Genomic DNA, 22,217 nt, shown 5'->3' on the forward strand with positions numbered 1-22,217 from the left:
AGGAGGAAAATTGCTGGTGGAGGGTTTATTTGTAGAAGCGTGCGAGGAATTCGGCAACAACGGCGGGGCGTTCCTGGCCTTCGATTTCGATGGTGGCGTTGACCTTGATCTGGGCGCCGCCCTTGACCTCGGTGACCTCAGCGATGCTGCCGTTCATGCGGACTTTGGAGCCCACCCTCACCGGTGAGGTGAAGCGGACTTTGTCCAGGCCGTAGTTAACCTTGGTGGTCACGCCTTCCACGTCGAAGAGTTCGCCCCAGAACGGGATGATCAGGGACAGGGTGAGGAAGCCGTGCGCGATCGGGGCACCGAACGGCCCGTCCTTGGCGCGTTCGGGGTCGGTGTGGATCCACTGCTGGTCGTCCGTAGCGTCGGCGAACAGGTTGATCTGCTGCTGGGTGATTTCGCGGTAGTCGGTGGTGCCCAGGTCCTTGCCGGACATGGTGAGCAGGGTGTCGAAATCGACGACGAGATTGGGCATCTTTGCCTCCTGGTAGTTGTTTGAAGTGATTTAGTTGGTGAAAGCACTGGCGCCGGTGAGGGCGCGGCCGATGATGAGGGCGTTGATCTCGTGGGTGCCTTCGTAGGAATAGACGGCTTCGGCGTCGGCGTGGAAACGCCCGACGTCGGCGGCGAGCGTGATGCCGTTACCGCCCACCACTTCGCGGGCGAGGGCAACGGTTTCGCGCATCATCAGGGACGTCTGCATCTTGGCCAGGGCCGAGTCCTGATCCCGGTAGATTCCCCAGCCCTGCTGCTCGGTCAGCCGTACAACGAGTGAAAGCGAAGCCGTGACGTTGCCGAGCATGCGGGCCAGCTTCTCCTGGACCAGTTGGAACGAGCCCAAGGACTTGCCGAACTGCTGACGCTCCTTCACATAAGCCAGCGCTGCTTCGAACGCCCCGGCTTGGATTCCGGCGGCGATCCAGGCAACGTCCGAGCGCATCGCCCGGAGCATAGCGGCGACGTCTATGAAGGAGTTCACATTGTGCAGGCGCATGGCTTCGGGAACCCTGACATTGTTCAACGTGATGTGGGCGTTCTGCATCATCCGCAGTGAGGTCTTACCCTGGATCTTCTCCAGGGACACCCCGGGAGCGCTCCGGTCAACGAGGAACGCTTTGACCTGCCCGTCGGCGACATCGCGGGCGAATACGCACAGCACGTCGGCTGTGGACGCGCCCCCGATCCACCGTTTGGCACCGTCCAGAAGCCAAGCACCGGAGCCAGTGCCGCCGTCGGGATCTTCTTCGAAGCGGGCCGTGGTAGCGAGCCCCCCGGCGATATCAGAGCCGTGCTCGGGTTCGGTCAAGGAAAAGACGCCCTTGAGGGAGAAGTCGATGACCTTGGGCATCCACTCCTTCTGCTGCTCTTCGGACGCACCCACCCGGATGGCTGTCCGGAACAGCCCTGCCTGGGCGGTGTACCAGGTGGCCAGCGAAGCGTCAGTACGGGCCAGTTCGAAGATCCGGAAGCCGTGGTAAATCCCTCGCGCAGGGGCCTCAACAGTGAGGTCGGCTGGTTCCATCAGATCCAGGTCAATCAACGGCCGTGCCAGTTGTTCGGGGAACTCCCCCTTCTCCCAGTACTCGGCCAACAAGGGCTTCGCTTCGGCGTCAAGGAAGTCCCGCAGCCGGCCAAGTACCTGGCGTTCCGCGGTGCTAAGGAGAGCTTCGGCGTCGTACCAGTCCGCGACGGAGTACAGCCGCTGGGCTGTTCCTGTGGCCGTCGTAGCAGTCGCAGTCATCTCAGCCATCCAGACCAAGCAGCCGGACGGCGTTGTCCTTGAGGATCTTGGGCCGGACTTCGTCTTTCAAGGGCAGGTCGGCGAACGCGCCCAGCCACTTCTGCGGCGTAATCAGCGGAAAGTCCGTGCCGAACAACACCTTGTCCTGCAGTACCGAATTGCACGCTTTCACGAGTGACTCCGGGAAGTATTTCGGCGACCACCCGGACAAGTCAATAAAGACGTTGGACTTGTGTGTCGCGATCGAGTTTGCCTCGTCCTGCCACGGCACGGAAGGGTGGGCCATGATGATCTGCAGGCCCGGGAAATCTGCCGCCACAGCGTCCAGCAGGAGCGGATTGGAGAAGGCGAGCTTGATCCCATACCCGCCGGGGAGACCTGCCCCCATGCCGTTTTGGCCGGTGTGGAATATGCAGGGAAGTCCCAGCTCCTGGAGCGTTTCCCAGAGTGGGTAGAACGTCTCGTTGGACGGATCAAAACCCTGCAGCGAAGGGTGGAACTTGAAACCGCGGGCGCCCAGCTCAACAGCCTGGTGCTTCGCTCCCGCGATCGCGTCCTCCCCGGTCCTGGGGTCAACACTGCCGAACGGAATGAGCACATCATTGTTCCGGGCAGCGCCCTCGATCAGTTCCGGGATGCTGTTGGGCTCGTGCTTGAGCTGGGTGCGGGCGTCAACAGTGAACACGACGGCGGCCATGTTTAGTTCGCGGTACACCTCGGCGATCCGGTCCAGCGATGGCGTGCGGTCCTCGGACTTGAAGTACTTCGCCGAGGCCTCCGTCAGCGCTTCCGGCAGGGAAGCGTGTCCGCAACTGTCCACTTCGAGATGGACGTGCATGTCGATCGCATCCACCGCAGCGGCGTCGATGCCCAATTCGTAACGGGTAGCCATGATCAGCGGGCCTGTACGGCTTCAGGTTTGGCCTGTTCCGGCCGGAGCTCCGCGGGCAGCGGCAGGAATTCCTCGCCGTAACTCTGCAGTGCCTCAGTACCAAAAAGCGATCCAGCGTTCTCCTGCAGGGCCTCGTAACTCCAACCGCCCTCACGGTACTCGGTACTCGCCGCCGTCGGGTGTGTCCAAACCTGCAACCGGTCACCACCGGCGCCGATCGCTTGGCCGGTAATTTCAGCAGCCGCATCAGAGGCGAGGAAGGCAATCAGCCCGGCGACGTCGTCGGCCGTTCCAAAACCAAGATCATGGCGGAAGAACGCCGGCATCGCCTCACCGCGCTCCTCTGCTTCCACGGCCTTCTGAAAATACGGGACCGTTTTGGTCATCGCCGTCGCCGCCACTGGGATCACCGAGTTCACCGTCACCCCAGCTTTCTTCATCTCCAAAGCCCACGTCCGGACCATGCCTACGATCCCGGCCTTCGCCGCCGCGTAATTGCTCTGCCCGAAGTTGCCTCGCTGGCCGGTCGGCGAACCAATCGTGATGATCCGGCCCGCGACGTTGTTCTCCTTGAAGTACGCGAATGCCTCGCGGACACAGGTGAACGTGCCCTTCAGGTGCACGTTGATGACCAGGTCAAAGTCCTCATCCGTCATCTTCAGCAGGCTCTTATCCCGCAGGATTCCGGCATTGGTCACCAAGATGTCCAAGCGGCCAAACGCCTCAACAGCACCGGCCACCAAAGCCTTCGCAGCATCAGTCGAACCAACCGGAACCACCACAGCGGTGGCGCGTCCGCCGTCGGCCTCGATCTGCGCAACAGCATCCGCCGCGGTCTGGGCGTTCACGTCATTAATAACGACGGCGGCACCCTGGCGGGCGAGCTCCCTCGCGTAAGCGAGTCCAAGACCCTGTCCACTCCCGGTGACGATTGCAACCTTGCCGTTCAAGCTCATGGCGTGCTCCTTCGCATGCAGTAACCGGCCTGAGCCGGTGAAGCCGATCCCACTGCATCGTGAGATCCTTGTCATGATCAATGAGAATACGGATCATTGAAAAAGTCAACGATTGTTTTTCATTACTATTGGAGTTGTCATGGGCCCGCAAAGCATCGAAGTGGAAACCCCGCGCCTGGCCGCAGCAAAAATCGGCAGCGATGTGGGCCTGTTGCTGGCCAAACTGCACGCCACAGGTTCACTCCTGAACAACAAAGCACTGGCCGACTACGGCCTCCGCGAGCGGTCATTCTCCGTGCTGACACTCGCCTGCAGCGGGTTGGAACCCACACAACGTGAACTGGCCGATTTCCTCAGCCTGGATCCCAGCCAGGTGGTCAGCCTGGTCGACGACCTCGAGCACCGCGGACTGGTCAAACGAGCCCAAGGCAAGCAGGACCGCCGGGCAAAGATCATCGTCTCCACCGCTGAGGGCCGCCGGATCCACAACAAAGCGCGGGCCGGACTCGAAGAGTGTGAGCGGACCCAGCTGGCCACACTGACTGAAGACGAGAACGCGCAGCTAAGAGCTCTGCTCAAGAAAGCCTTGTGGGGTTAGGCTGAGTGCTCGCGGCCCCAACTGAGGCCGCCCGATGGACATCTGCACAGCAGAGCCCCGCTCACGTATGCACCTGTCCATACCGGCATCCGGACGCTTCTGTCAGGATCGGAAACTATGAGCTTCCCTCTTTTCCACGATCCCCTGCAGGGCGCCGTCACCGTAGACGCACCCGCTCGCGATCCTCAAGTCCACCGCCAAAGCCGCACTAACAACCGGCCGACCCGGCAGGCAACACATGGATCCAAGCCTGCCCGCACCTCCAGGCAGCGAGAGGTAGCCAAGGTTGCCGAAGACCTCCAGGCTTTGATGGCGAGGACCTCAGCCCGGGGCTAGGGAAGTCGCTAGTCAGGCTTATTAACAACAGGCCTTCTTGACTTGCTTCACTGTCTTGCCCCATGTCTAGGCTGGGTCCCATGACTGAGCTGACCTTCCAAAACATCGTCGACGACGGTGCCATCCTTTTCCTCGAAACCCATCACATGCAGGACGATCGTTTTGAGGAATGGGGCTACGAGCGTTGGCACACTGCCGATCAGTTCGCCAGTGTGGAATTCCACTTTCCCGGGAGAAGTTCAAAGCATTTGCAGACTGCTTTTGTGGGAACGTCCGGCCCCGGTCCCAAGAGTTTCCTGTGGGGATGGGCGAATCCGAATGTTGCGGCCACGCCTGCCCAAAAGGAAGTCTTTGACCAGGTTGTCGCATTCGGCCGGCACTACGGCATTGACGAACTGACCAATGGTGAGGTTCCCTTCACCAGCATCGTCCCCGCATTTGCGGACGAGGAAGTCAGGCTCAGCGCTGAAAAGGCCGGATCAACCCTGGTGGCCTTCAAGATTGCCACCGCAGTGAAAATGATCACCGGCCGGGCAAACCACTTCACGTCAAACATCGGCAGGGGCTCTATGGCCGTGGTTGCCTACAACCACGGCAGCCTGGAGCTGGGGCCGCCATCAGCCCTCACCTTCCAGATGCGCTTCATGGAGGCGGTGGCCGCCGGCATGATCGAGGACCACCGCCGAGCCGTGGAAAGCTACGCCCGCTTCCGGCTTCAGACACCGGTCACCGAACCGTCTCCAGGCACCCTTGAGGTAACGTTCGACGACGGCCAGGCCACTATTGCGTTCGACGAGAACAACAGACTGACCACCATGAATGCGTCGTTGACCGGTTTGCCATCGGCCTGAATGTACCTATGCGGGACACGTGACATGACCCGCCATGCCTACCCCGGCTAGTATCACTGGTTGGAGCGTCACCAAGATGCGTAGCGGAATATCGAAGGGTACAGCGATGGAACTGGGGGCCACACGCGTCGAAGTGTTTGCCGACGGCAGGGTAACAGTAGGTGGAGAGGCCATCTCTCCGCCGGAGGGAATTGATCCTTACTCGGCTGCAATAGCGGTGCTTGCTGACTATGCCAAGTCGTCCGGAGCCCCGGTTCTGGCGGACGCAGTAGACCATGTCAAGGGCCAGGAAGGCCGGTTCCACGTTCATCCGGACGGTCGCGCCGAAGCGGTGACAGGATTCCCGGGTGCCGTAGACAGCACCCCGGCAGACTCGGCAGTGGCTCCTTCGGACTCGGCGGTGGCTCCTCCGACAACCCCAAGCTACGGTTCGACGCACCTTGAGACACAGTTCGTCAGGCCGGACAGGCCACGTCCCACCACGGGCTTCCGCGGCGCTCTGTATTCGGCTACGGGTGGTTTCGTGAACCTCGGCCCCAGCGCCAGGGACCAGGACGAGGCGGAGCTGGAACGCCGGATCGCCCGTCCGCTCTCCGGCAGCTTCAACACAGCTGTCCTCAGCCTCAAGGGCGGCATCGGCAAGACCTCCACTACCGTGGGTGTGGGCATGATCCTTGCCGAGTACCGCGGCGACCACCCGTGCGCCATCGACGCCAACCCTGACAGCGGGGACCTGGCCGAACGCGCACTCGGCGAAATGCTCTATCAGAAGGTCAAGCCGCGCACCATCACGGATATTGTCCGGGACATCGAAAAGATCACGTCGCTGACAATGCTCACCGACTACATGCATCACGCCAACAGGCTGCATTTGGTGGCAGGCGAGCAGGATCCCGCGTTGTCCGATGCCCTGACGGCTGCTGAATACCTGAAGATTAAACACTTGGTGTCGCAGTACTACTCGGTGACTCTCACTGACTGCGGTACGGGCGTGTCACATCCGGCCATGGCCGGAGTGCTCCCGGAAGCTACCAATTTGGTCATCGCGTCCGGCTATGCCGTGAGCGGTGCCAAGCGTGCCCGCAATACCCTCCAGTGGCTTGCCGACCATGGGTACGAGAATCTGGCCAGAAACGCCATTGTGGTGGTCACTGACAAGGACCAAGTTTCCAGTCGGGTCAATAAGCGTGCCATTGAAGAGCACCTCGCAGGCTTCTGCCGGCAACTCATTACAGTCCCGCACGATCGCGGCGTCGCCGATGGCGACCGCATTTCGTTGGACAAGATTTCGGCCGGGACCCGCAGGGCCTACAAGGAGATAGCCGCCGCGATCGTGGACGGCTACATCTAGGCCGGCTACCGGCCCTGAGGGTTACCCTGTGCTTTGCCCTGCGCCGCCCCTAGGATGAGCTCCTGGGTGCGGCGGGCTTTTCCACCATCCCAGGTGGAAGCCGTCGGGTATCGGACGGCCAGATGTTGGAAGGGGGCGTGACCACGGAGCGCCGAGGCCGCCCCGGCAGCATCCAGTTCCACCGCTTCGGGAACACCTCTGTGCAGCGATGGCCCCAGTACCAGCAACTGCGGAACCCTCATGGCGTCCCCGCCGGCAGGGATGCTGAGCCCGGAGGCGCCAAAGTGTAGTTCCACGGTCAGTTCCTGTGCGTTGGCCTCCACGGCGGCAGCCTCAAGTGCTGCCGGATCGGGAAGAGTACTGCTTGGAGAGGCGGACATCAATACATCGAACGCCTCCACCACTCCGGTTTCCGTGCGGTAGGCCGTTACTATTCCCGCGAAGCCCTGGCCGGACAACAAAGCAATCCCCAAGGGCATGGTCTCGCGCAGCCAGGCAGTAAGCGCCGCTTCATTCCACCTCTGCTGTAGAGGCTCTGCGGGCCCCTGATACTCCGGAGTGCACCCGGCAGCTGCCAGCATCCCGGACGTGAAAGCTCCCAGGATGAGTTCACCTGAGGCGGCATGCAGAACGCTGCCTCGGATCACGACGGCGGGGCTCACCGGGGGCGCGCTGCTCGCCGCAGCGGCATCGTTAGCCGCGGCTGCATCGCTCGCCGCAGCGGTGTCGCTGAACTGAGTGGCGGCGGTCGCCGCTAGGGCGTCGCGCACCTCACCGTTGGGGTCTTCCGCAAACCATGGGATTCCCGCGGCTTTGAGAAATGCCAGCAGCGGGTAAGTGACGACAGCATCGGCTCGTGTCTGAAGGGCGACAATGCCGTTTCCCGCCGACGCAGCCGCAGCTTGCTGCAGATCCCTGCGCAGCGTCCTGCTAAGCCATGGACGGGCCGCTGGAGTTGGAACGGGCACCAACGGTATTGAACTCATGCTCCCCATTCCGCGTTGATGACCTCGTTGGACTGCGGATCAATGAGAAGTCCTTTGGTTCCGATCACCGTGATCATGAGGAAGGCGCGCACGGCCTCGGCGGTGTCTTTGTCATAAGGGCAGTTGACCTCTGAGACGCAGGCGTCGCCGGCCAGCTGATGGGCTACCTCCTCACCAAAGACCCGTCGCACTTCAGAATTCGGCACGTTCACTGGAACGCTGATGAGCCCCAGATCTTCTCCCGCGAGGTTCACCACAAGGTTCTCGGAGCCCTCCACGGCGTTGACAAAGAACTTGTTTTCGAACTCGCCGCACGCATACTCGAAACGACGTTCGCGAGGGTCTTGATCGCAAATCAGGTGAAAGTCATAGCTCATGGTGAACAACCTCATGATGGTGGTGGAAGGTCTGGACGGTCACAGGGGGGCGGCTGGTGCGAAGAATCCTTGCCCTGCCCGCAGGTAGCGGAACGGGACGTTCACCGTTGGCGACCACTCCTTCAGAACGGTCTCCCGAGAACAGGATGACGGGGGCGCCGGCGGCCCGGAGACTGGCAATGAAGGAGTCGTGCATCATCATGCCGCTGCCGGTGGTCCTGCTGGTGACCATCGCGAAAAGTCCAATGTCCGCACCGGAGGGAAGGTAGCTTGCCAAAGCACGCAGAGGCTGGTTTCCGGTAGCCGCCAGAATGTCGTAGTCGTCCACCAAGAGCACGATCTTTGGCGAACGCACTGGTGACCTGCTTCCATCGCCTAACCTGTCCCGTGCCTGCCCCGCAACGAACTCGGCCAGCTGGGCTGCCTTTTGCCCGTTGGAGGCATACTCGCCCAGGTACTCGTCAGGGATGAAGTCCTGCAGCTGTTGGCGGGGATCGAACACCGCGAAGGCCAGTTGACCCGGTTCGTGGGAGGCCATCAGCTGTGAGGCCGCAGTCCGCAGCAGGTTGCTCCGGCCGGTTTCGGGGTCACCAATCACCACGGCTCCCCTGTCCGTGCCCAATAGATCAAGGTTCTCGATGCCGGCGTCGTGCTCCCGAACGCCAAGCGCTATGCTGCCGCCGCCCGGACTGTGATCCGGCGAAAGCCGCGTCAGTGCAGGCAAGACGCGTACGGGAGGCGCGGTCAGCGGGGTGTATTGGCCCAAGACCCCACCGAGCTCGGCCAGTTCCTGCCCGGCATTGTCCTGATCCGGGGTTGGGGACAACGACGGTAGGGCAAAGTGACCAATGGTCTTATCCATGGTCAGTGCGCGTCCCGGACGGTTTGCCCCAAGCGTTGTTGCGAGGCGGCGGTCCAGTGAATCCGCGGGATCGGCAAGGTGCAGCTCAATCCTTGTTCCCAAGAGTGATTGCCGGGACATCCGTACCTCGGACCAACTCCGTAGGCTGACCAGGACGTGGACGCCCAGAGTGCTACCGCGGGTCATGATGTCGTGGACCGAGTCCTCCAGTTCAGGGAACTCGGAGGTCAGGCTTCCAAAACCGTCGATGAGAAGGAAAGCATCGGTGCATGCCAGCTCCCCAAGCCCACCCCTGGACCGGAGCGCTCGCATCCCTTGGAGTGAATCCAGCTTGTGGTGATCGAACACGGATTGCCGGACATTCAGCAGGCCTTGAACCTCTTCAATGGTCCTCCGAAGCAGCTCCCTGTTGCCGCGGCCGGCCACCCCACTGCAATGCGGCAGCGCCGCCAGCCCTGCGAGCGCATTGCCCAGGAGGTCCACCGCGTAGATATTGACGTCCTCCACGCCATGGCTCAAGGCCAGCGATGCCGCGATGGTGCGCAGCGCGGTGGACTTGCCGCTTTGCGGAGCACCGATGATCGCGAGGTTGCCGCCTCGGGCGGTGAGATCAAGGTGCCACGGTCCTTGCCACTGCCGGGCCGGGTCATCCAGGATCCCGATTGCGGGACTGAGGTATTGCGGTTGGCCGAGCCTCGGGCCTGTGGAGGTGAGGTCCAGTGAGGCGCCGGTTCCCGCCAAGGACACAGCAACCGGCAGGGGCGGAAGCCACACCGGTGGCGTTGATCGCGGTTGCTGTGCGGCGAAGCCCACGACGGCGGACAGGATGGTGGCACTTTCTGCCTGGTTTGAGGGGCGCTTGCCTTCTACGGGAACGCCCCGCGTCATGGTGCTGTTTATCAGGACTGGATCGGGCACCTCGTTGACGGTTTCTTCTGCCAGGTGGAAGGTCTGCACGGGGACTGACTCCGTCACTGAATCGACGGCGTCGTCCTCCGCCAGGGGCAAGGCGCCGGAGACGTAGGCTGCACGGAATCGCTTGAACACGGTGGTGTCCACTTTGAGGATGCCGTGGCCCGGGGTGCTGGGCAGGTGGTAGGCATCGGGGACATCAATGATGGTGCGGCTTTCGCTTTCCGAATTGGTGTGAAGTGCTATCCGGTAGGCCAGGTAGGTATCGAGGCCGCGGAGCATGCCTTGCTCCACTTTCTGGGAGGCCAGGAGCAGGTGGATGCCGATCGAACGCCCAATCCTGCCGATGGAGAGCAAGAGATCGATGAAGTCAGCACGGGCGGTGAGCAACTCCCCGAACTCGTCGATGCACACGAACAAGTAGGGCAGCGGCTCAGCAAGTGCCGGGTTGTCCGGGGTCCTGCTCCGGGCGCTCCGGTAATCGTTGATGTGGGCAAAGTCGCCACCGTTCTTCAACAACTCCTGCCGGCGTTTAACCTCTCCCGCGAGGCTGGAATAGATTCTGTCCACCAGGCTGGCATCGCTGACCAGGTTAGTGACCAAGCCTGAAACATGGGGGGCGGCCTCGAATGGGGCGAACGTTGCGCCGCCCTTGTAGTCCACCAGGACCATGCTGAGGTCCTCGGGGGAATGTGTGGCGATCAACGACAGGACTATTGTGCGCAGGAGTTCGGATTTGCCCGAACCGGTTGCCCCCACGCAGAGCCCGTGCGGTCCCATGCCTTGCTGGGCCGGTTCCTTTAGATCCAGGTGGACCGGTGTTCCGTCCTCGTCTTCTCCGATGGCAACCCTCAGGAAATCCGAGCCCCGTTGGCTCTTCCACAACTGGAGCATGGCCTCGGCCGTGTAGTCGCTCAGACCAAGGGCCTCGGCGTAGCTCCGCGAGGACTTGTGCTCGCCGAATTCGTGGGACAACTCCGAAAGACGCAGCGGAGCCAAGGCCCTGGCTACGGATTCAGCAACCACCGGAGACACGTCATCAGCAACGCCCTGCATGGTTTGGCCGGTGGCAGTAGCTTCCATACTCAGTGCGTCGGGCGAGACCGTCAGACGGAGGTCAACCCGTTCCGGCTCTTGTTGCTGCTCAGCCAACACATGGATCCGGGTCACCGCAAGCTTGGTTAGGGGAAGGTCAGCAGGCACTCCAGGGAGCGCCCCGGCGTTCTGCCCTGGAAGGTCCGTAATGATAATCAGCCTAGGAAGGGCATCCGCGGGAACTTGCTGGAAGTTGCGGGCGGCGCTGTTCACCGCCGTGAGCCGCGCACCCATGGAACCTTCCAACAGGCCGGCCAGCTCAGCCAATGAACCCGCCCTTCGCAGGGTTCCCCGCTCCTGTATGTGGGGCAGCCATTTGGTCCATTCCCAGTCCTCCAGCTGGTCATCACCAACAACAATCGCCAACTCCACATCCTCGGGAGATTGTGCGGCAGAAAGCTGGCAGAGCAGGCTGCGGCAGACCATTAGTGCCGTTTCCCGGTCCCCCACGATCGATACGTCGGACACTGCAGCCAGCGGCAGCGTCAGCGGCATATCCGGATTGCTGCCAAAGCGTTGGCGAAGCTGTTCGGCTTCAGAGAGCATGAAGGCGTCCGGACGTTCAACAGCATCGCCGCTGTCCTTAATCGTGATGGGTCTGCGCGGAACACTGCCGGTGCCGAATCGGGTGACCAGGAAGTCAGGACTCGTCCTGCGACGTTCCCAAAGCCGGTGGGGATGGTTGACCACGCCTTGCACCAGGCGGCTCACCGGCGGATGCGCAGCATTTGCGCCTGACCGTGCACGCTGTTCTTCTGACTCAAAATCAGACCGGCGGCGCCTGAGGTAGTCCATATACAGTCTCCGCTTGGCCGCCCTTTGACGGGTGGCCTTGCCACGCTGGGAAAACATGAGCACAACCGAAGCAAGGACCGTGGCCACCATCATGATCGCGCCAATGCCGGCCAAAGACGAGCCCCGGAAAAGCATCATCACCGTCACCGACGTAGCAGCTCCCAACATGGGCACCAGGGCAAGGAGGTTCATCCCGCCTGCTCCCCCGGCCAGCTGCGGTGGGGCATCCAGCAGTGCAGCTTCAGGCGTCTTTTCAGGAAGTGTGGTCCTGGCAGGGCGGTGGACGATCCGTGTGGTCATGCGCTCATGCCCTGTTCGCGGCCATCAGGGCCTTGCCGGTCAGTTCCGTGGCGGCGATCCTGGTTCGGGAGCCCAGACGGCTGAGTTGAAGGCTGCTGCCACTGGCCAGGTGCCGGTCATAGGGCAGCACGCCGTCGCGCACTGCGGCATCGTGACTCTGGCGGGAACGGACCACCGCGGTCACTTGTTGGACGTCCGGGAAAGTGTTATTCAAGGACTCTTGAATGGATGCGAGTTTTACGGCCTCCGGGTTACCCGGCGGTGCAACCAGCACCACGGCGTGCGCAGTCTCCAGAAGCGCCGCCGCGTGTCGGGACAAAGGCGAGGCGCCGCCGTCGACGATTGTTACCGCCATAAAGCGCGAAAACGTAGATGACACATCTGTCCACTCCTGTAAGCCGAGCGGTTGGTCGGCCAAGGCAGGAACGTCAGCCCTGCCCGCCGCGAAGACCTGGCTGCCGCAGGCTGCTGCGTTCTTAACGGCATCCGGAAGCGTCCGCACGGGTTCTGTGCGGAACTGATGCATCAGCTTGGCCAACGGGGCCACCTGCGATGCACCGAGGTATCGCATCAAATTTCCACTGTGATCAGTGGCGTCTATAGCGATGACGGGTTCCTGACGGATGCTGCCGAGCAGTTTTGCCAGCATCGCCGCAACGGTGGTGGTTGCCACGCCACCCGCCGTGCCCAAAACCACTATGCGCCGCCCTGTGGTGATGGGGGCTTCAACGGCTGAGCTTGCCCTGATGAGCCGCTCGGACAGCGATCCGGAGGTCACTGCATCGGTCACCTCGAAGCGGACGCGTTCCCACCAACTGTCGCCGCTTTTACGGCGTGATGTGGCCACCCGTGTGGAGCGCGGCTCAAGGGCAGGAGGAGTCGACGGCGGCAGCTTAGGTGGGGCTGGCGTTGTCGCCTTGGTGGCGGCTGCTGGTGCGGCAGGACCCGCCCCGGTCACGGCTGGCGCTGGTGCCGCGGTGCTGCCCATCCCCGGGAAGCCGCCCACCGGCGTCGTGCTTGTCTCGTCAATCGGGAATCCGGAGCGCGGTTGTTCACCCAAAAGTCTGTCCTAGCTGTGTATAGGCTCCTGAAAGTCCCAGAACCAAGGGAATGGTGGCAAGGACGCAGAGGAGCTCGAGCCTTGAGGCGATGACTCGCAGCCTGGCGGCCGTCTGTTCCCTGACCTTAATTACAGAGGCCACCAGCACGAGAACTGCCAACGCGGCTGCAACAGCAAGCCAGAGAGGCTGTGTGGTAGCCAAGGCAAAGACCTGCGTGGCACCCCAGCAGGCACCAGCTACTGCTACGTAGACTCCGGCGCGCTGCGCAAGCAGCGGCAACGCCAGGCCCCTGAACGTCAAGGCGCCCAACAGCGCCACCGCAAGCAGGACCGCCCACACCGGCCGGTTCTTCGCGGTCGCAACCACCACCACCGCAACTCCAGCCACCAATGCTGCAGTGAGCGTCCAACCGGTCAAAGTGGCGTGTGCTGCGTGGACGGCATCCAGCGTTGTGCTGCGGGTGACCCGCTTACCTTGGCGTTGATCGTCATCCAAACCGCTAAGGCCAGTCAATACGGTGGCCAGCCTGGGTGCGACACCCAACGCGAAGATAGCCACGATTCCCGTGATACCGGCTGAGAGCGGCTGATCTCGAGTGCTGAAGGCCAGCACTGCCCACAATCCACCCAGAAGGAGGAGCAGTCCGGCACTTGAAAGGAAAGGGATGTACTTACCCGTTGCCATGCCCGAGGCAACCAAGGCCAGGACCAAGGCCGCGGACAGGAGAAGAGCCCCGGTAGCGAAAGGCGACACCATAAAGGCCGTGGAACCGGCCGTTGCCAGCCCAGCGGCAACCAACGCGAGTCCGCCAGGGACGGAGCGTACGCGTCCGGCTGTGGCGCCGAGCAACATCAACGCTGCAGCAATCGCGATGCCGATCATGGCGGCATCCCTGTTCCCGGCTCCGCGCAGAAGCACAACGAACGACGAACCGGCAGCAGCCATCAATAAACCGGCAACGGTCGCTAGGCCAACAGTCCGCAGCTGCCCGGCCCATAAAGCCGGGAGCCGCTCTGTTGATTCGGCCGCGAAGGAGGGGACGTCATAAACATCAGGCGCTGCAGGGACATCGCGTTCGTCGCGCAGGTAGAGCATGGAGCCATCGGAGATGCCCGCTTGCCGCAACGTCAGTGAACTTTCCAGGGTGATGCCCACGCTGGTGGTCAGCACGGACGACATGAGGATTGCGGTGCTGGCTCCGGTGACTGTCCGGGTGCTGGTGGGCTCGTTCATCATCAGGCTCAGAATTTGCGGCATGAGCGATGCGATGGGTTCATCGGAAGGGAGCCTTACATCGAGATGCCGGTGCGCCGCGATAATGGTGACCCGGCTCAAGGCCATACTCATAGGATTCCTTTGATGAGAGTTGCTGATGCTGACGTCACTGCTTGTTTGGCCGCCTGCTCACTGAGCAGATGTTGGACGAAACTGAAGCCAACACAGATTGCGGCGATGAGCGCTGCGACCAGGAGTGATTGCATGAGCCGCGTGGTGGCCGTCTTATAGCTACGTTCCTGTGGGTTCTGCCCAAACAACAAAGAATCGTCGAGTCTATGCTTCCTGACCCGGGCGGACTCAAGCAGCCGGGAATCGTAGTCTTCAGCCATGTGCGGCCCTCCCCATCAGGCTCCTGTACGGCGTCATAGTGCCATCAACCCTAATCCATGGGTCGGTTTCAATAACGGTCCAGACCCTAGCATCTGCCTGAGACAAAGTTTGCTCCCGGGCTCTGATCCGGAGCTTGCGTCATTCGCCCTTGCGAAGGTGAACTTTTCTGGTCTTTGGCACCGGAGTACCTAGTTGATCTTTCCGACCACTCATTTTGGGTGTTTTTAGCACCTATTTGGGTCCGATTCAGCACCTAGTTGGCGCCTTTTGACTCTGTGCGCGCCCTGTTGCGGGCAAGGTAAAGTTCACGGGACTGCTTTCCGTAACCTGCGCGGATTGTGACGCACGCTGTCACGGAGAGCTTAGTTCCTTGTTACTGCATCGACTGGACTTAACATGTTGTGTTCGCAATGCTGTTAAGGTGCTCCAGCACAACCATCTACCTTTGGGGGAATCAATGGCTATCTTTGATATGGGTGCCGAGACACTCGGGAACCTGAGCAAACAAACCGACGCGTCCCACCAGGACCTCGGCGCCCTGGTCCGCCGGTTCGTTGATGCCGTGACCCCGCTCGAAGGCAAATTCAGCGGTGCCGGCAAAGCCACGTTCGATTCGTTCAAGAACCGGTCCGACCTCGTCGCGTCCGAGCTGAACACCGCCCTGGCCGGCATCGTCCAAGGCCAGTCCGGGATGAACACCGCCTTCACCCAAGGCGACCTGTCCGCCTCGGATAACGCACGCCGCTCCGAAGGCGCCGCGAACTTCGACGCCGCACGATTCCAAGGACGGGCATAATCATGACCACCAACCGCATCGCCTACGACACCAACGTCTCCGCCCAGGTCCAGTCCGACATCCAAGCCCTCGCCGCGCAACTGGAAACCCTCATCGCCGCCCGCCAGTCCGACGTGAACCAGGCCATGGCCGACTTCCGCGCCGACGGCGTCGACGCCGAATACCAGGCAGTCGAAACCCGCTGGAGCTCAGCGGCGGACGAAGTCAAAGCCATCATCGCCCTGGTCCGGACCACCCTGGGCACCAACGACGACACCGCCACCACCGCCGCGACCTCTGCCCGCAACGCCGTGCAGAGCATCGGCTAACCCGCCGGTCTCTAGAGGCAGGTGACTGGTATGGCAGTTTGGAGTATTGATGTTGGCACCGCGCGGGCGGTGATCTCCTCGACCGCCAGCTCTGTTTCGGCCTTGGAGGAACCGTTGGCCAGGATGCAGGGCGCGGTGGAAGGAATCGCCGCGGCCGTGCCGTCCGCCCAGGTTCAAGAAGCGTTGGGGGCGTTGATCGAGAACGGGGTGGTTCCGGCCACCACGGACGTGCTCGAGCGCAGCACCGCTGCCCTGACCGGGACCTCCGAAGCCGTGAGCCATTACGCCGACGGCGACCTGTCCATGGCATCAACAGCGGCGTCCAGTGCCTCAACCGTGCACCTGTCCGTTTCGGCATTAGGGCGGTAAGTATGGACTTCAGTCAGGTGTGTGTCGCAGGTCCGGGCGCGTCCGGGATCAGCGTTGACGGGCTCCCGCCGCTGCCGGACCCGGACGCCTTGGACAGCCAGGGCCAGGCCCTCGCAGCGTCCGGGAACGCCGTTCATTCCGGGGTCAACGACGCCGCAAAATCCTGGGCCGGTCTTTCCAGCGCCTACGAAGCCCCCGAAGCCGGGCAGGTCCTGACCGCTTTCAACCTCGTGTTCTCCCGCTCCCAGGACCTGGCTAACCTGACCAGCAACGCCGCCACCGTGCTGGCCGCGTACGCGGACCGGTCCAGGGAACTGAAACAACGCATCAACACCCTCCGCTCAGAAGTCCACGCCCTGGACGAGCTCATCGGCGGCAACGATGACTGGCGTTCAAACCTGACAATCGTGGACCGTCACCGCAACACCATGGACAAAGCCAGCGCCCTGGCCCAAGCCATCCTCGACTCCGACGCCACCTGCGCCACCGCACTAAGCGCCCTCACCGGCGGGCAAAGCTACCATCCCCCGACCATCCCCCGGGCGAACCTCAACAGCTCCACCGACATGACCGCCAACGGCTTCACCCACGTCCAGCACTTCATGGGCAACGACGAAAAACTCCCCGACCTTCCCTGGGGGCCACCGAACATCTCGGTCCGGCTCGGCGGGGCCGGCTCGGCCGGCCAAGGGTTCACCAGCGCCCTGATCGGCGCCTTTCAAGGCCTGCACACCCTGCTGTTCACCACCGACACGGCCAAGCAAGTCCAAGCCTGGCAAGGGATGTTCGCCCTCGGGGCCGCGGCGCTCACCACCAGAAACGTGTTTGCCCGCGGCGGCAAAGACATGACACCCGATGAAGCCCAAGCCCTCCTGACCACCCTCAACGTGGCCAAGGAAACCATCCACTACGACGAATGGGGCACCGACCCCGGCTACGCCATCGGCGCGACCACCTTCGACGTCGCGACTCTCCTTGCCGGTGGTGCCGGGGTGGGGGTTAAAGCCGGTTCGACCGCCGGGAAGCTGGGCTTGGTGGCGCAGCGACTCAGCACCGCAACCATGGGCAGTCCACGGCTGGGAGTGCTTTCTTCGCCGCTCGGTAACGCCGCCAACGGACTCTACCGAACCGGCCTTTTCCTGGATAAGCCCGGCTCCCTGGCCCTGAAATTATCGGACTTGGTGATGCCATCCCACACGGCTAAAGTGCTCGACACAATCACCCAGTCAAAAGCGGCGACATGGGCGGCTCTAGAAAACGCCAAACTTGGCGTGAAGGACCTCGTCACGGGAGGCAAACACGTTACCGCGGACGGGATGAACTCCCTTGCCAATGGCCTCCGTAATGTCGATGCGAGCCTTCCAACCGCCTTTCACCCCGAGCCCAGCGGTCTACTAACACGGACCGCGGACAACTCATCGGTACCAAACTGGCTGGACAAGAGCGCTGCAGACATCCGGGGGAACACCCCTGACACACGGGGCGGTTCCGGTGCACTCGTTGAGGACGGCTCACGGGCGCCGCATGCACCCGTGGTCCCTGACCCTTTCCCGCCACAGAACAACATCACCAACACCGTCGTCCTTCAGCATGGTCACGATTTCTTCCCGGTCAGCCGCAAAGACAACTTCGCAGCCAAGACCGGGCTGGAACCCAACACCTTGTACATCGTGGACAACCGCACCAAAATGCCAGATAGCACCGGCGGCCTCACGGCTGACAGTCTTGAACGGTTCTATACAGATGCCACAGGCCGAGTCGATCGCGTAGACACGTACGCTGGTGTTAGAGGTGCCTGGTCCGTTGAACTGAACAAGCGGATGCCCAATGTCACCTACAACGTGGCCGCGAAAACTGACGGTGGCTTGGAAAACCACTTCACGATCATCACTGATGACTTCGCCAAGCCCAAGAGCGTCGAAGCACACATCACCGGGTTGCTTAAAGGCGACATCAACCGCAGCGCATGGCAACAGATACTGGCCGGTATCCGTGTCGGCGGTCGCGGCTACGAGGGCGGCCACCTCATCGCATCCCTCTTCGCAGGACCAGGCGAAGGCGCCAACCTCATGGCCCAACTCATGTTCCAGAACCGCGGCCACGGAACCCCTAACGTACCCGCGAACACCTTGGCGTTCTACCAACTCGAAAGAGACCTCATGACCAAGGCCCTCCACCGCGTCGACACCGCACAACCCTTAGACTTACGTCTAAAGGTAGAAGCCGTCCCCGGACCAAAACCCGGCCTCCCTAGCAGCGTGGTAGTCAGACATCGGTTCGACTCAACAGAGGAAATCGAAATCAACAGATTTGATAATTTGCCTGATACGGAAGAGTAGAAATTGCCGCAAGCATTCAGACTTAACTCGCCGCAAGTAGCGACAGGACTTGAACGATTACACAACGAGGCCTTCTCCCCGAGCGGAGCTGGCTTTGTTGCTGATGACATCAAGATATCGGCAGTACTGCACGAAGGTTGGTCCCGGAGGACAGAGGCCACCTGGCTTCGGGGAGTGCCTCAGAGTCAGGACTTTTCGGTAACTTTTTCCGAAGAGGCTACCACCAATTGGATGTACGAGCTGAGACGTTCGTCCTACGTCGTCGGCCAGGGTACTTGGACGAGCTGTGTCATACGAATTTCACAATCGGGTGATAATTACATTGAAGTTTTCGATGAGGAAATTATACGGCCCGAGAAGCTCACTAGAGTTCCGGACAGGCCGGCGGACGTAAAGACATGGGCCCGCGACCTCAAAGCGTTTCCGAGGACAATAAACAATATTCCGTCCTGGATGTCGGAGATATTCCGAGCTGAAGGAATTATCCCTCCCATCTACAATCCAAAGTTCCAGTCTGTGGACTGGAAAAACCGTCGCAGGCCAGTTACCGACAGAGGAACTGATTTCAGCATAGAACCGGTCGTGATTGACCCCACACTGGAACCAGGCGCCTTCGCGAAGATCGGCAAAAAACTCTTCGGCGGATAGCCAGCACCAACGCCGGACGGAGCGCCCGTCAGCACTAACACGGTCACAAAGAGCAGTCGCAATCCAATCTCCCCGAAGAAGCGGAGCTGCGTGCGCCGTCGTCGAAGTTCAACTGCTCGAGGCGACATCAACCGCAGCGCATGGCAGCATATACTGGCCGGTATACGTGTCGGCGGACGCGGCTACGAGGGCGGCCACCTCATCGCATCCCTCTTCGCAGGACCAGGCGAAGGCGCCAACCTCATGGCCCAACTCATGTTCCAGAACCGCGGCCACGGAACCCCTAACGTACCCGCGAACACCTTGGCGTTCTACCAACTCGAAAGAGACCTCATGACCAAGGCCCTCCACCGCGTCGACACCGCACAACCCCTAGGCTTACGTCTAAAGGTAGAAGCCGTCCCCGGACCAAAACCCGGTCTGCCTGGCAGCATTGAAGTCACGCACAAGTTCGATTCAGAGACACCCATGTTTCACGAGTTTCCGAATTTGCCTTTGGACCTAGAGGAGACATTTTGAGTAGCGGCCAACTTGTGTGGAGCCCTTCCGTAACGGCAGGCCTCAGCCGTCTGCAAGGGGAAACATTCAAAGAAGGCGGCCTCGGCTCCTGTGCCCAGGAAGTCGTTAGCACCTCCGTGATCCATCAGGCGTGGTCTCGACGCACAGAGGAGATTTTGCGGGATGGTGTTTGGGGGTCGCGCAGTTTTTCCTTAGATTTCTCACGAGAGGCAATGAGCCAGTGGCTCAAGGAAATCCGATGCGAGTCGTACGTCCAGGGTAAAGGGACGTGGACAAGCTGCAAGGTCTATCTCTATCCAGATTCGGACGGCAGACTTGAGGTCTTCGACGTGGAACTCCTCAGACCCGCCCACGAAACAACCATCCCTGATCGTCCGGCGGACGCACTGACATTGTTCCAGGACCTGAAGGCTTTCCCACGCACGCTGGACAACATTCCGCAGTGGATGTGGACTGTGTTCCGCGCCGAAGGCGTCACACCCCCTGTCTACAACCCCCAACTGCAAACAGTCGAGTGGGCCAACAAACGCCTACCCGTCACCAAAACCGGCACCGACTTCTCCGCACAACCCCAAATCATCGACCCATCCAAAGAACCAGGCGTCTTCGCGAAAATCAGCCGAAAGCTCTTCGGCTAGACAACACCAACACCTGGAGCAGCCCAACCCGAGCTTCCACGAGAAGCGGAGCCGCGTACGCCGTCGAAGATCTTCCTCAAAAGGCCTCGACGAACTCGACAACCAGGCCGTTCCATCTGCAATCAGAGATTGGGTGCAGACCACGGCTTCGCGTCAATTCCAAGGACTGGAGTCGAAGGCACCCGGCGCCCACCTTGAGTGGATTTTCACCCACAACGAGGAACCAGCCGTTTCGATGGACCCAGCCGTCAAAAGGTAGCTGGAACGCAACCGCGTTATTGTCACTGTGTATATAAAATTCGCACAAAGGGAAGGCTAGCTTTTGAATCACCACAGAGGGCGGGGGTGCTCGAATATTGAGTCGAAGATCAGAACAGTTGGATGCCTTAGTAAATGGATTGTCCCAGCTGATAAGCGATAGTGGTAGCTCAAAGGAGAAGTCTTTGGCCACCGGAGTGTGGCACTTTATTCTTGGAGATGCCATTCGCAATCTGTACGTTTTCGGTGATCAATACGTCATGTCCACTTCAAGTCGGCAGCTCAAGCCAAAAATAAGTTTTTTCACGCCCAACCTGTGTGATATGGAGCTATTTTTAACGTATCGGTTCTGCAAGGATTTGCGATGGAAGGAGCATCTGCCGCTGCTTACTGTAACTTCAATGCCACCGAACATGGCAAAAGCAGCTGCAGGATTCTCCATTGAAGAGGATAAAGACGACTATATATTAATAGAGGATGGTTCAAATAGTTTGCGGACAGGCCAGCTCCTAGACCTACTGCACTTCTCCTATTATTGCAGACTCACCCCTCAATATGTATTCTCCGCGCTTACTGAAGCCGACGGAAAACCTCCATTCTTTTTGAGAAATAGATTCCAAGAGAGATAACTTCTTTGAATCCTCGTGCCCTCTTGAGCAGCTTTGGCTGTCCTCTCCTCTCGCCACATATCCCATCGACCTTTGAAGGAATCCCCAACTATGTGGAACCGCTATCCCGCTAACGACGGTGCCGTTAGCGAAAGCCGACAGACCCATGACTTATCCAAGTTCAGAAGCCAGTTCGGTGAAATAGTCGACCGTGTTGGATTCGAAGACGGTTCGTATCTCTACGCACTCAATGACGGCGAACCGGCGAGCTTCGAGGCTCGCTCGCTCCCTGTCAGTGATCTGGAGCGGCCATACGCCCCCTATCGCTTAGCGACCGAATGGCCCGATGGCATTCGGGGGTTGTACGTCGAGTCATCCATTGTGGCGCCCGGCTTCGGACGGCCAGGCGGGGCAACCCAGGTACTGTTCTTCGACGAACAGCACTCGCTTCTGACCGTTGAGGAACTATTAAAGTCGGGAGTCCTGTCCTATGAGCACTGAATTGAAGCCGATGATTGATCGCCTGCTGGAAACTATCACCGCAGCCGGATATTCGATCGTCACATCACAGGATGGCTCGTGGTGCCTGTATAACCTCGGCGGTGAAATCAAGATCTACCTTCGGCAGGTGGATGACCTTTACATACTGAGCACTACTGAGCGGTCGCGCGAAGAACAGATACTTTTCACGTCTCCGCTACTGGTCGATATCGAGCTGGTACTCCTCTACCGATTCACGAATCTCTTCCGCCGCCGCGAACGCCAGCCATTCCTCATGCCGACATCGATGCCTGTCGTGGCAAGCAAAGCAGCTCCCGGCTACACGGTCTCCAAGGCCGGGACCGGCACATGGCTGCTCCAATCACCCGACAGCCCAAGACGGACTGGACGACAGATCACACTTATTGAGTTTTCCCACTATGCAGACATGGGCCCTTACGAACTCTGGACGGCCATGAACGTGCAGGAGAATTCACCTTTCCGCGTCCCGACCTAGGGGCAGACGG

Annotated in this window: 24 protein-coding genes; 14 read left to right on the forward strand and 10 right to left on the reverse strand. The window is 60.8% G+C overall.

Annotation, left to right across the window (positions count from 1 at the left end; translation table 11 throughout):
* Positions 1-25: 25 nt before the first annotated feature.
* From J7I86_RS17490 to J7I86_RS17505, 4 genes are read right to left on the reverse strand one after another with little or no spacing between them, the layout of a single operon-like run.
* Positions 26-481: a MaoC family dehydratase gene (locus tag J7I86_RS17490; RefSeq protein WP_214821850.1), complete on the reverse strand. Its 456-nt coding sequence runs from the start codon at positions 479-481 to the stop codon at positions 26-28.
* A 30-nt stretch (positions 482-511) separates the two neighbouring features.
* Positions 512-1,747, reverse strand: a complete 1,236-nt coding sequence (locus tag J7I86_RS17495) for an acyl-CoA dehydrogenase family protein (RefSeq protein ID WP_214821852.1) — start codon at positions 1,745-1,747, stop codon at positions 512-514.
* A gap of 1 nt (position 1,748) precedes the next feature.
* Positions 1,749-2,639 (reverse strand): amidohydrolase family protein, encoded by an 891-nt coding sequence (locus J7I86_RS17500; RefSeq protein ID WP_214821854.1) that lies wholly within the window; start codon positions 2,637-2,639, stop codon positions 1,749-1,751.
* A gap of 2 nt (positions 2,640-2,641) precedes the next feature.
* Positions 2,642-3,595: an SDR family NAD(P)-dependent oxidoreductase gene (locus tag J7I86_RS17505; RefSeq protein ID WP_214821857.1), complete on the reverse strand. Its 954-nt coding sequence runs from the start codon at positions 3,593-3,595 to the stop codon at positions 2,642-2,644.
* A 139-nt stretch (positions 3,596-3,734) separates the two neighbouring features.
* Here J7I86_RS17505 and J7I86_RS17510 point away from each other — a divergent pair, with 139 nt between their 5' ends.
* The 4 genes from J7I86_RS17510 (at position 3,735) to J7I86_RS17525 (ending at position 6,731) form a co-directional block, all read left to right on the forward strand.
* Complete coding sequence (locus tag J7I86_RS17510; RefSeq protein WP_214821860.1) at positions 3,735-4,193, forward strand: MarR family winged helix-turn-helix transcriptional regulator; 459 nt, start codon at positions 3,735-3,737, stop codon at positions 4,191-4,193.
* A gap of 117 nt (positions 4,194-4,310) precedes the next feature.
* Positions 4,311-4,529: a hypothetical protein gene (locus J7I86_RS17515; RefSeq protein ID WP_214821863.1), complete on the forward strand. Its 219-nt coding sequence runs from the start codon at positions 4,311-4,313 to the stop codon at positions 4,527-4,529.
* An 80-nt stretch (positions 4,530-4,609) separates the two neighbouring features.
* A complete protein-coding gene (locus J7I86_RS17520; RefSeq protein ID WP_214821866.1) occupies positions 4,610-5,380 on the forward strand; it encodes a DUF6882 domain-containing protein in 771 nt (256 codons plus the stop codon).
* Positions 5,381-5,486: 106 nt separating this feature from the next.
* Positions 5,487-6,731, forward strand: coding sequence for a MinD/ParA family protein (locus J7I86_RS17525; RefSeq protein WP_286179967.1), 1,245 nt, complete (start codon positions 5,487-5,489; stop codon positions 6,729-6,731).
* A 5-nt stretch (positions 6,732-6,736) separates the two neighbouring features.
* Here the strand turns inward: J7I86_RS17525 and J7I86_RS17530 are convergent, their stop codons facing one another.
* From J7I86_RS17530 to J7I86_RS17555, 6 genes are read right to left on the reverse strand one after another with little or no spacing between them, the layout of a single operon-like run.
* On the reverse strand, positions 6,737-7,717 hold the full coding sequence (locus J7I86_RS17530; protein ID WP_214821869.1) for a DUF6177 family protein: 981 nt from the start codon (positions 7,715-7,717) through the stop codon (positions 6,737-6,739).
* The gene (locus J7I86_RS17535; RefSeq protein WP_214821872.1) at positions 7,714-8,094 is read right to left on the reverse strand and encodes a hypothetical protein; all 381 of its coding nucleotides are present in this window, start codon (positions 8,092-8,094) and stop codon (positions 7,714-7,716) included. The genes J7I86_RS17530 and J7I86_RS17535 overlap by 4 nt, the downstream gene beginning before the upstream one ends.
* On the reverse strand, positions 8,084-12,058 hold the full coding sequence (eccCa, locus tag J7I86_RS17540; protein ID WP_214821875.1) for a type VII secretion protein EccCa: 3,975 nt from the start codon (positions 12,056-12,058) through the stop codon (positions 8,084-8,086). Before eccCa ends, J7I86_RS17535 begins: the two co-directional genes overlap by 11 nt.
* 4 nt (positions 12,059-12,062) lie before the next feature.
* Positions 12,063-13,118, reverse strand: coding sequence for a hypothetical protein (locus J7I86_RS17545; protein ID WP_214821878.1), 1,056 nt, complete (start codon positions 13,116-13,118; stop codon positions 12,063-12,065).
* Positions 13,111-14,466, reverse strand: a complete 1,356-nt coding sequence (locus J7I86_RS17550; protein ID WP_214821882.1) for an EsaB/YukD family protein — start codon at positions 14,464-14,466, stop codon at positions 13,111-13,113. Before J7I86_RS17550 ends, J7I86_RS17545 begins: the two co-directional genes overlap by 8 nt.
* Complete coding sequence (locus tag J7I86_RS17555) at positions 14,463-14,726, reverse strand: hypothetical protein (RefSeq protein ID WP_214821885.1); 264 nt, start codon at positions 14,724-14,726, stop codon at positions 14,463-14,465. Before J7I86_RS17555 ends, J7I86_RS17550 begins: the two co-directional genes overlap by 4 nt.
* A gap of 458 nt (positions 14,727-15,184) precedes the next feature.
* Here J7I86_RS17555 and J7I86_RS17560 point away from each other — a divergent pair, with 458 nt between their 5' ends.
* From J7I86_RS17560 to J7I86_RS17605, 10 genes are all read left to right on the forward strand, one after another.
* Positions 15,185-15,523, forward strand: a complete 339-nt coding sequence (locus J7I86_RS17560; protein WP_214821888.1) for a hypothetical protein — start codon at positions 15,185-15,187, stop codon at positions 15,521-15,523.
* 2 nt (positions 15,524-15,525) lie between these two features.
* Positions 15,526-15,831 (forward strand): pore-forming ESAT-6 family protein, encoded by a 306-nt coding sequence (locus tag J7I86_RS17565; RefSeq protein ID WP_214821891.1) that lies wholly within the window; start codon positions 15,526-15,528, stop codon positions 15,829-15,831.
* A gap of 30 nt (positions 15,832-15,861) precedes the next feature.
* The gene (locus tag J7I86_RS17570) at positions 15,862-16,200 is read left to right on the forward strand and encodes a DUF6507 family protein (protein WP_214821893.1); all 339 of its coding nucleotides are present in this window, start codon (positions 15,862-15,864) and stop codon (positions 16,198-16,200) included.
* Between the two features lie 2 nt (positions 16,201-16,202).
* Positions 16,203-18,539: a DNA/RNA non-specific endonuclease gene (locus tag J7I86_RS17575; RefSeq protein ID WP_214821896.1), complete on the forward strand. Its 2,337-nt coding sequence runs from the start codon at positions 16,203-16,205 to the stop codon at positions 18,537-18,539.
* 3 nt (positions 18,540-18,542) lie between these two features.
* On the forward strand, positions 18,543-19,187 hold the full coding sequence (locus tag J7I86_RS22940) for a hypothetical protein (protein ID WP_286179968.1): 645 nt from the start codon (positions 18,543-18,545) through the stop codon (positions 19,185-19,187).
* A gap of 90 nt (positions 19,188-19,277) precedes the next feature.
* A complete protein-coding gene (locus tag J7I86_RS17585) occupies positions 19,278-19,706 on the forward strand; it encodes a DNA/RNA non-specific endonuclease (protein WP_214821898.1) in 429 nt (142 codons plus the stop codon).
* Between the two features lie 212 nt (positions 19,707-19,918).
* Complete coding sequence (locus J7I86_RS17590) at positions 19,919-20,344, forward strand: hypothetical protein (protein WP_286179969.1); 426 nt, start codon at positions 19,919-19,921, stop codon at positions 20,342-20,344.
* A gap of 443 nt (positions 20,345-20,787) precedes the next feature.
* Positions 20,788-21,231 carry a hypothetical protein gene (locus J7I86_RS17595; RefSeq protein WP_214821904.1) on the forward strand — a complete coding sequence of 148 codons (444 nt, stop codon included), beginning with the start codon at positions 20,788-20,790 and terminating at the stop codon, positions 21,229-21,231.
* 90 nt (positions 21,232-21,321) lie between these two features.
* Positions 21,322-21,711 carry a TNT domain-containing protein gene (locus J7I86_RS17600; RefSeq protein ID WP_214821907.1) on the forward strand — a complete coding sequence of 130 codons (390 nt, stop codon included), beginning with the start codon at positions 21,322-21,324 and terminating at the stop codon, positions 21,709-21,711.
* Complete coding sequence (locus J7I86_RS17605) at positions 21,701-22,207, forward strand: Imm61 family immunity protein (protein WP_214821910.1); 507 nt, start codon at positions 21,701-21,703, stop codon at positions 22,205-22,207. The genes J7I86_RS17600 and J7I86_RS17605 overlap by 11 nt, the downstream gene beginning before the upstream one ends.
* Positions 22,208-22,217 lie beyond the last annotated feature (10 nt).

It is taken from the genome of Arthrobacter sp. ISL-95 (assembly GCF_018613695.1).
Lineage (GTDB): Bacteria > Actinomycetota > Actinomycetes > Actinomycetales > Micrococcaceae > Arthrobacter.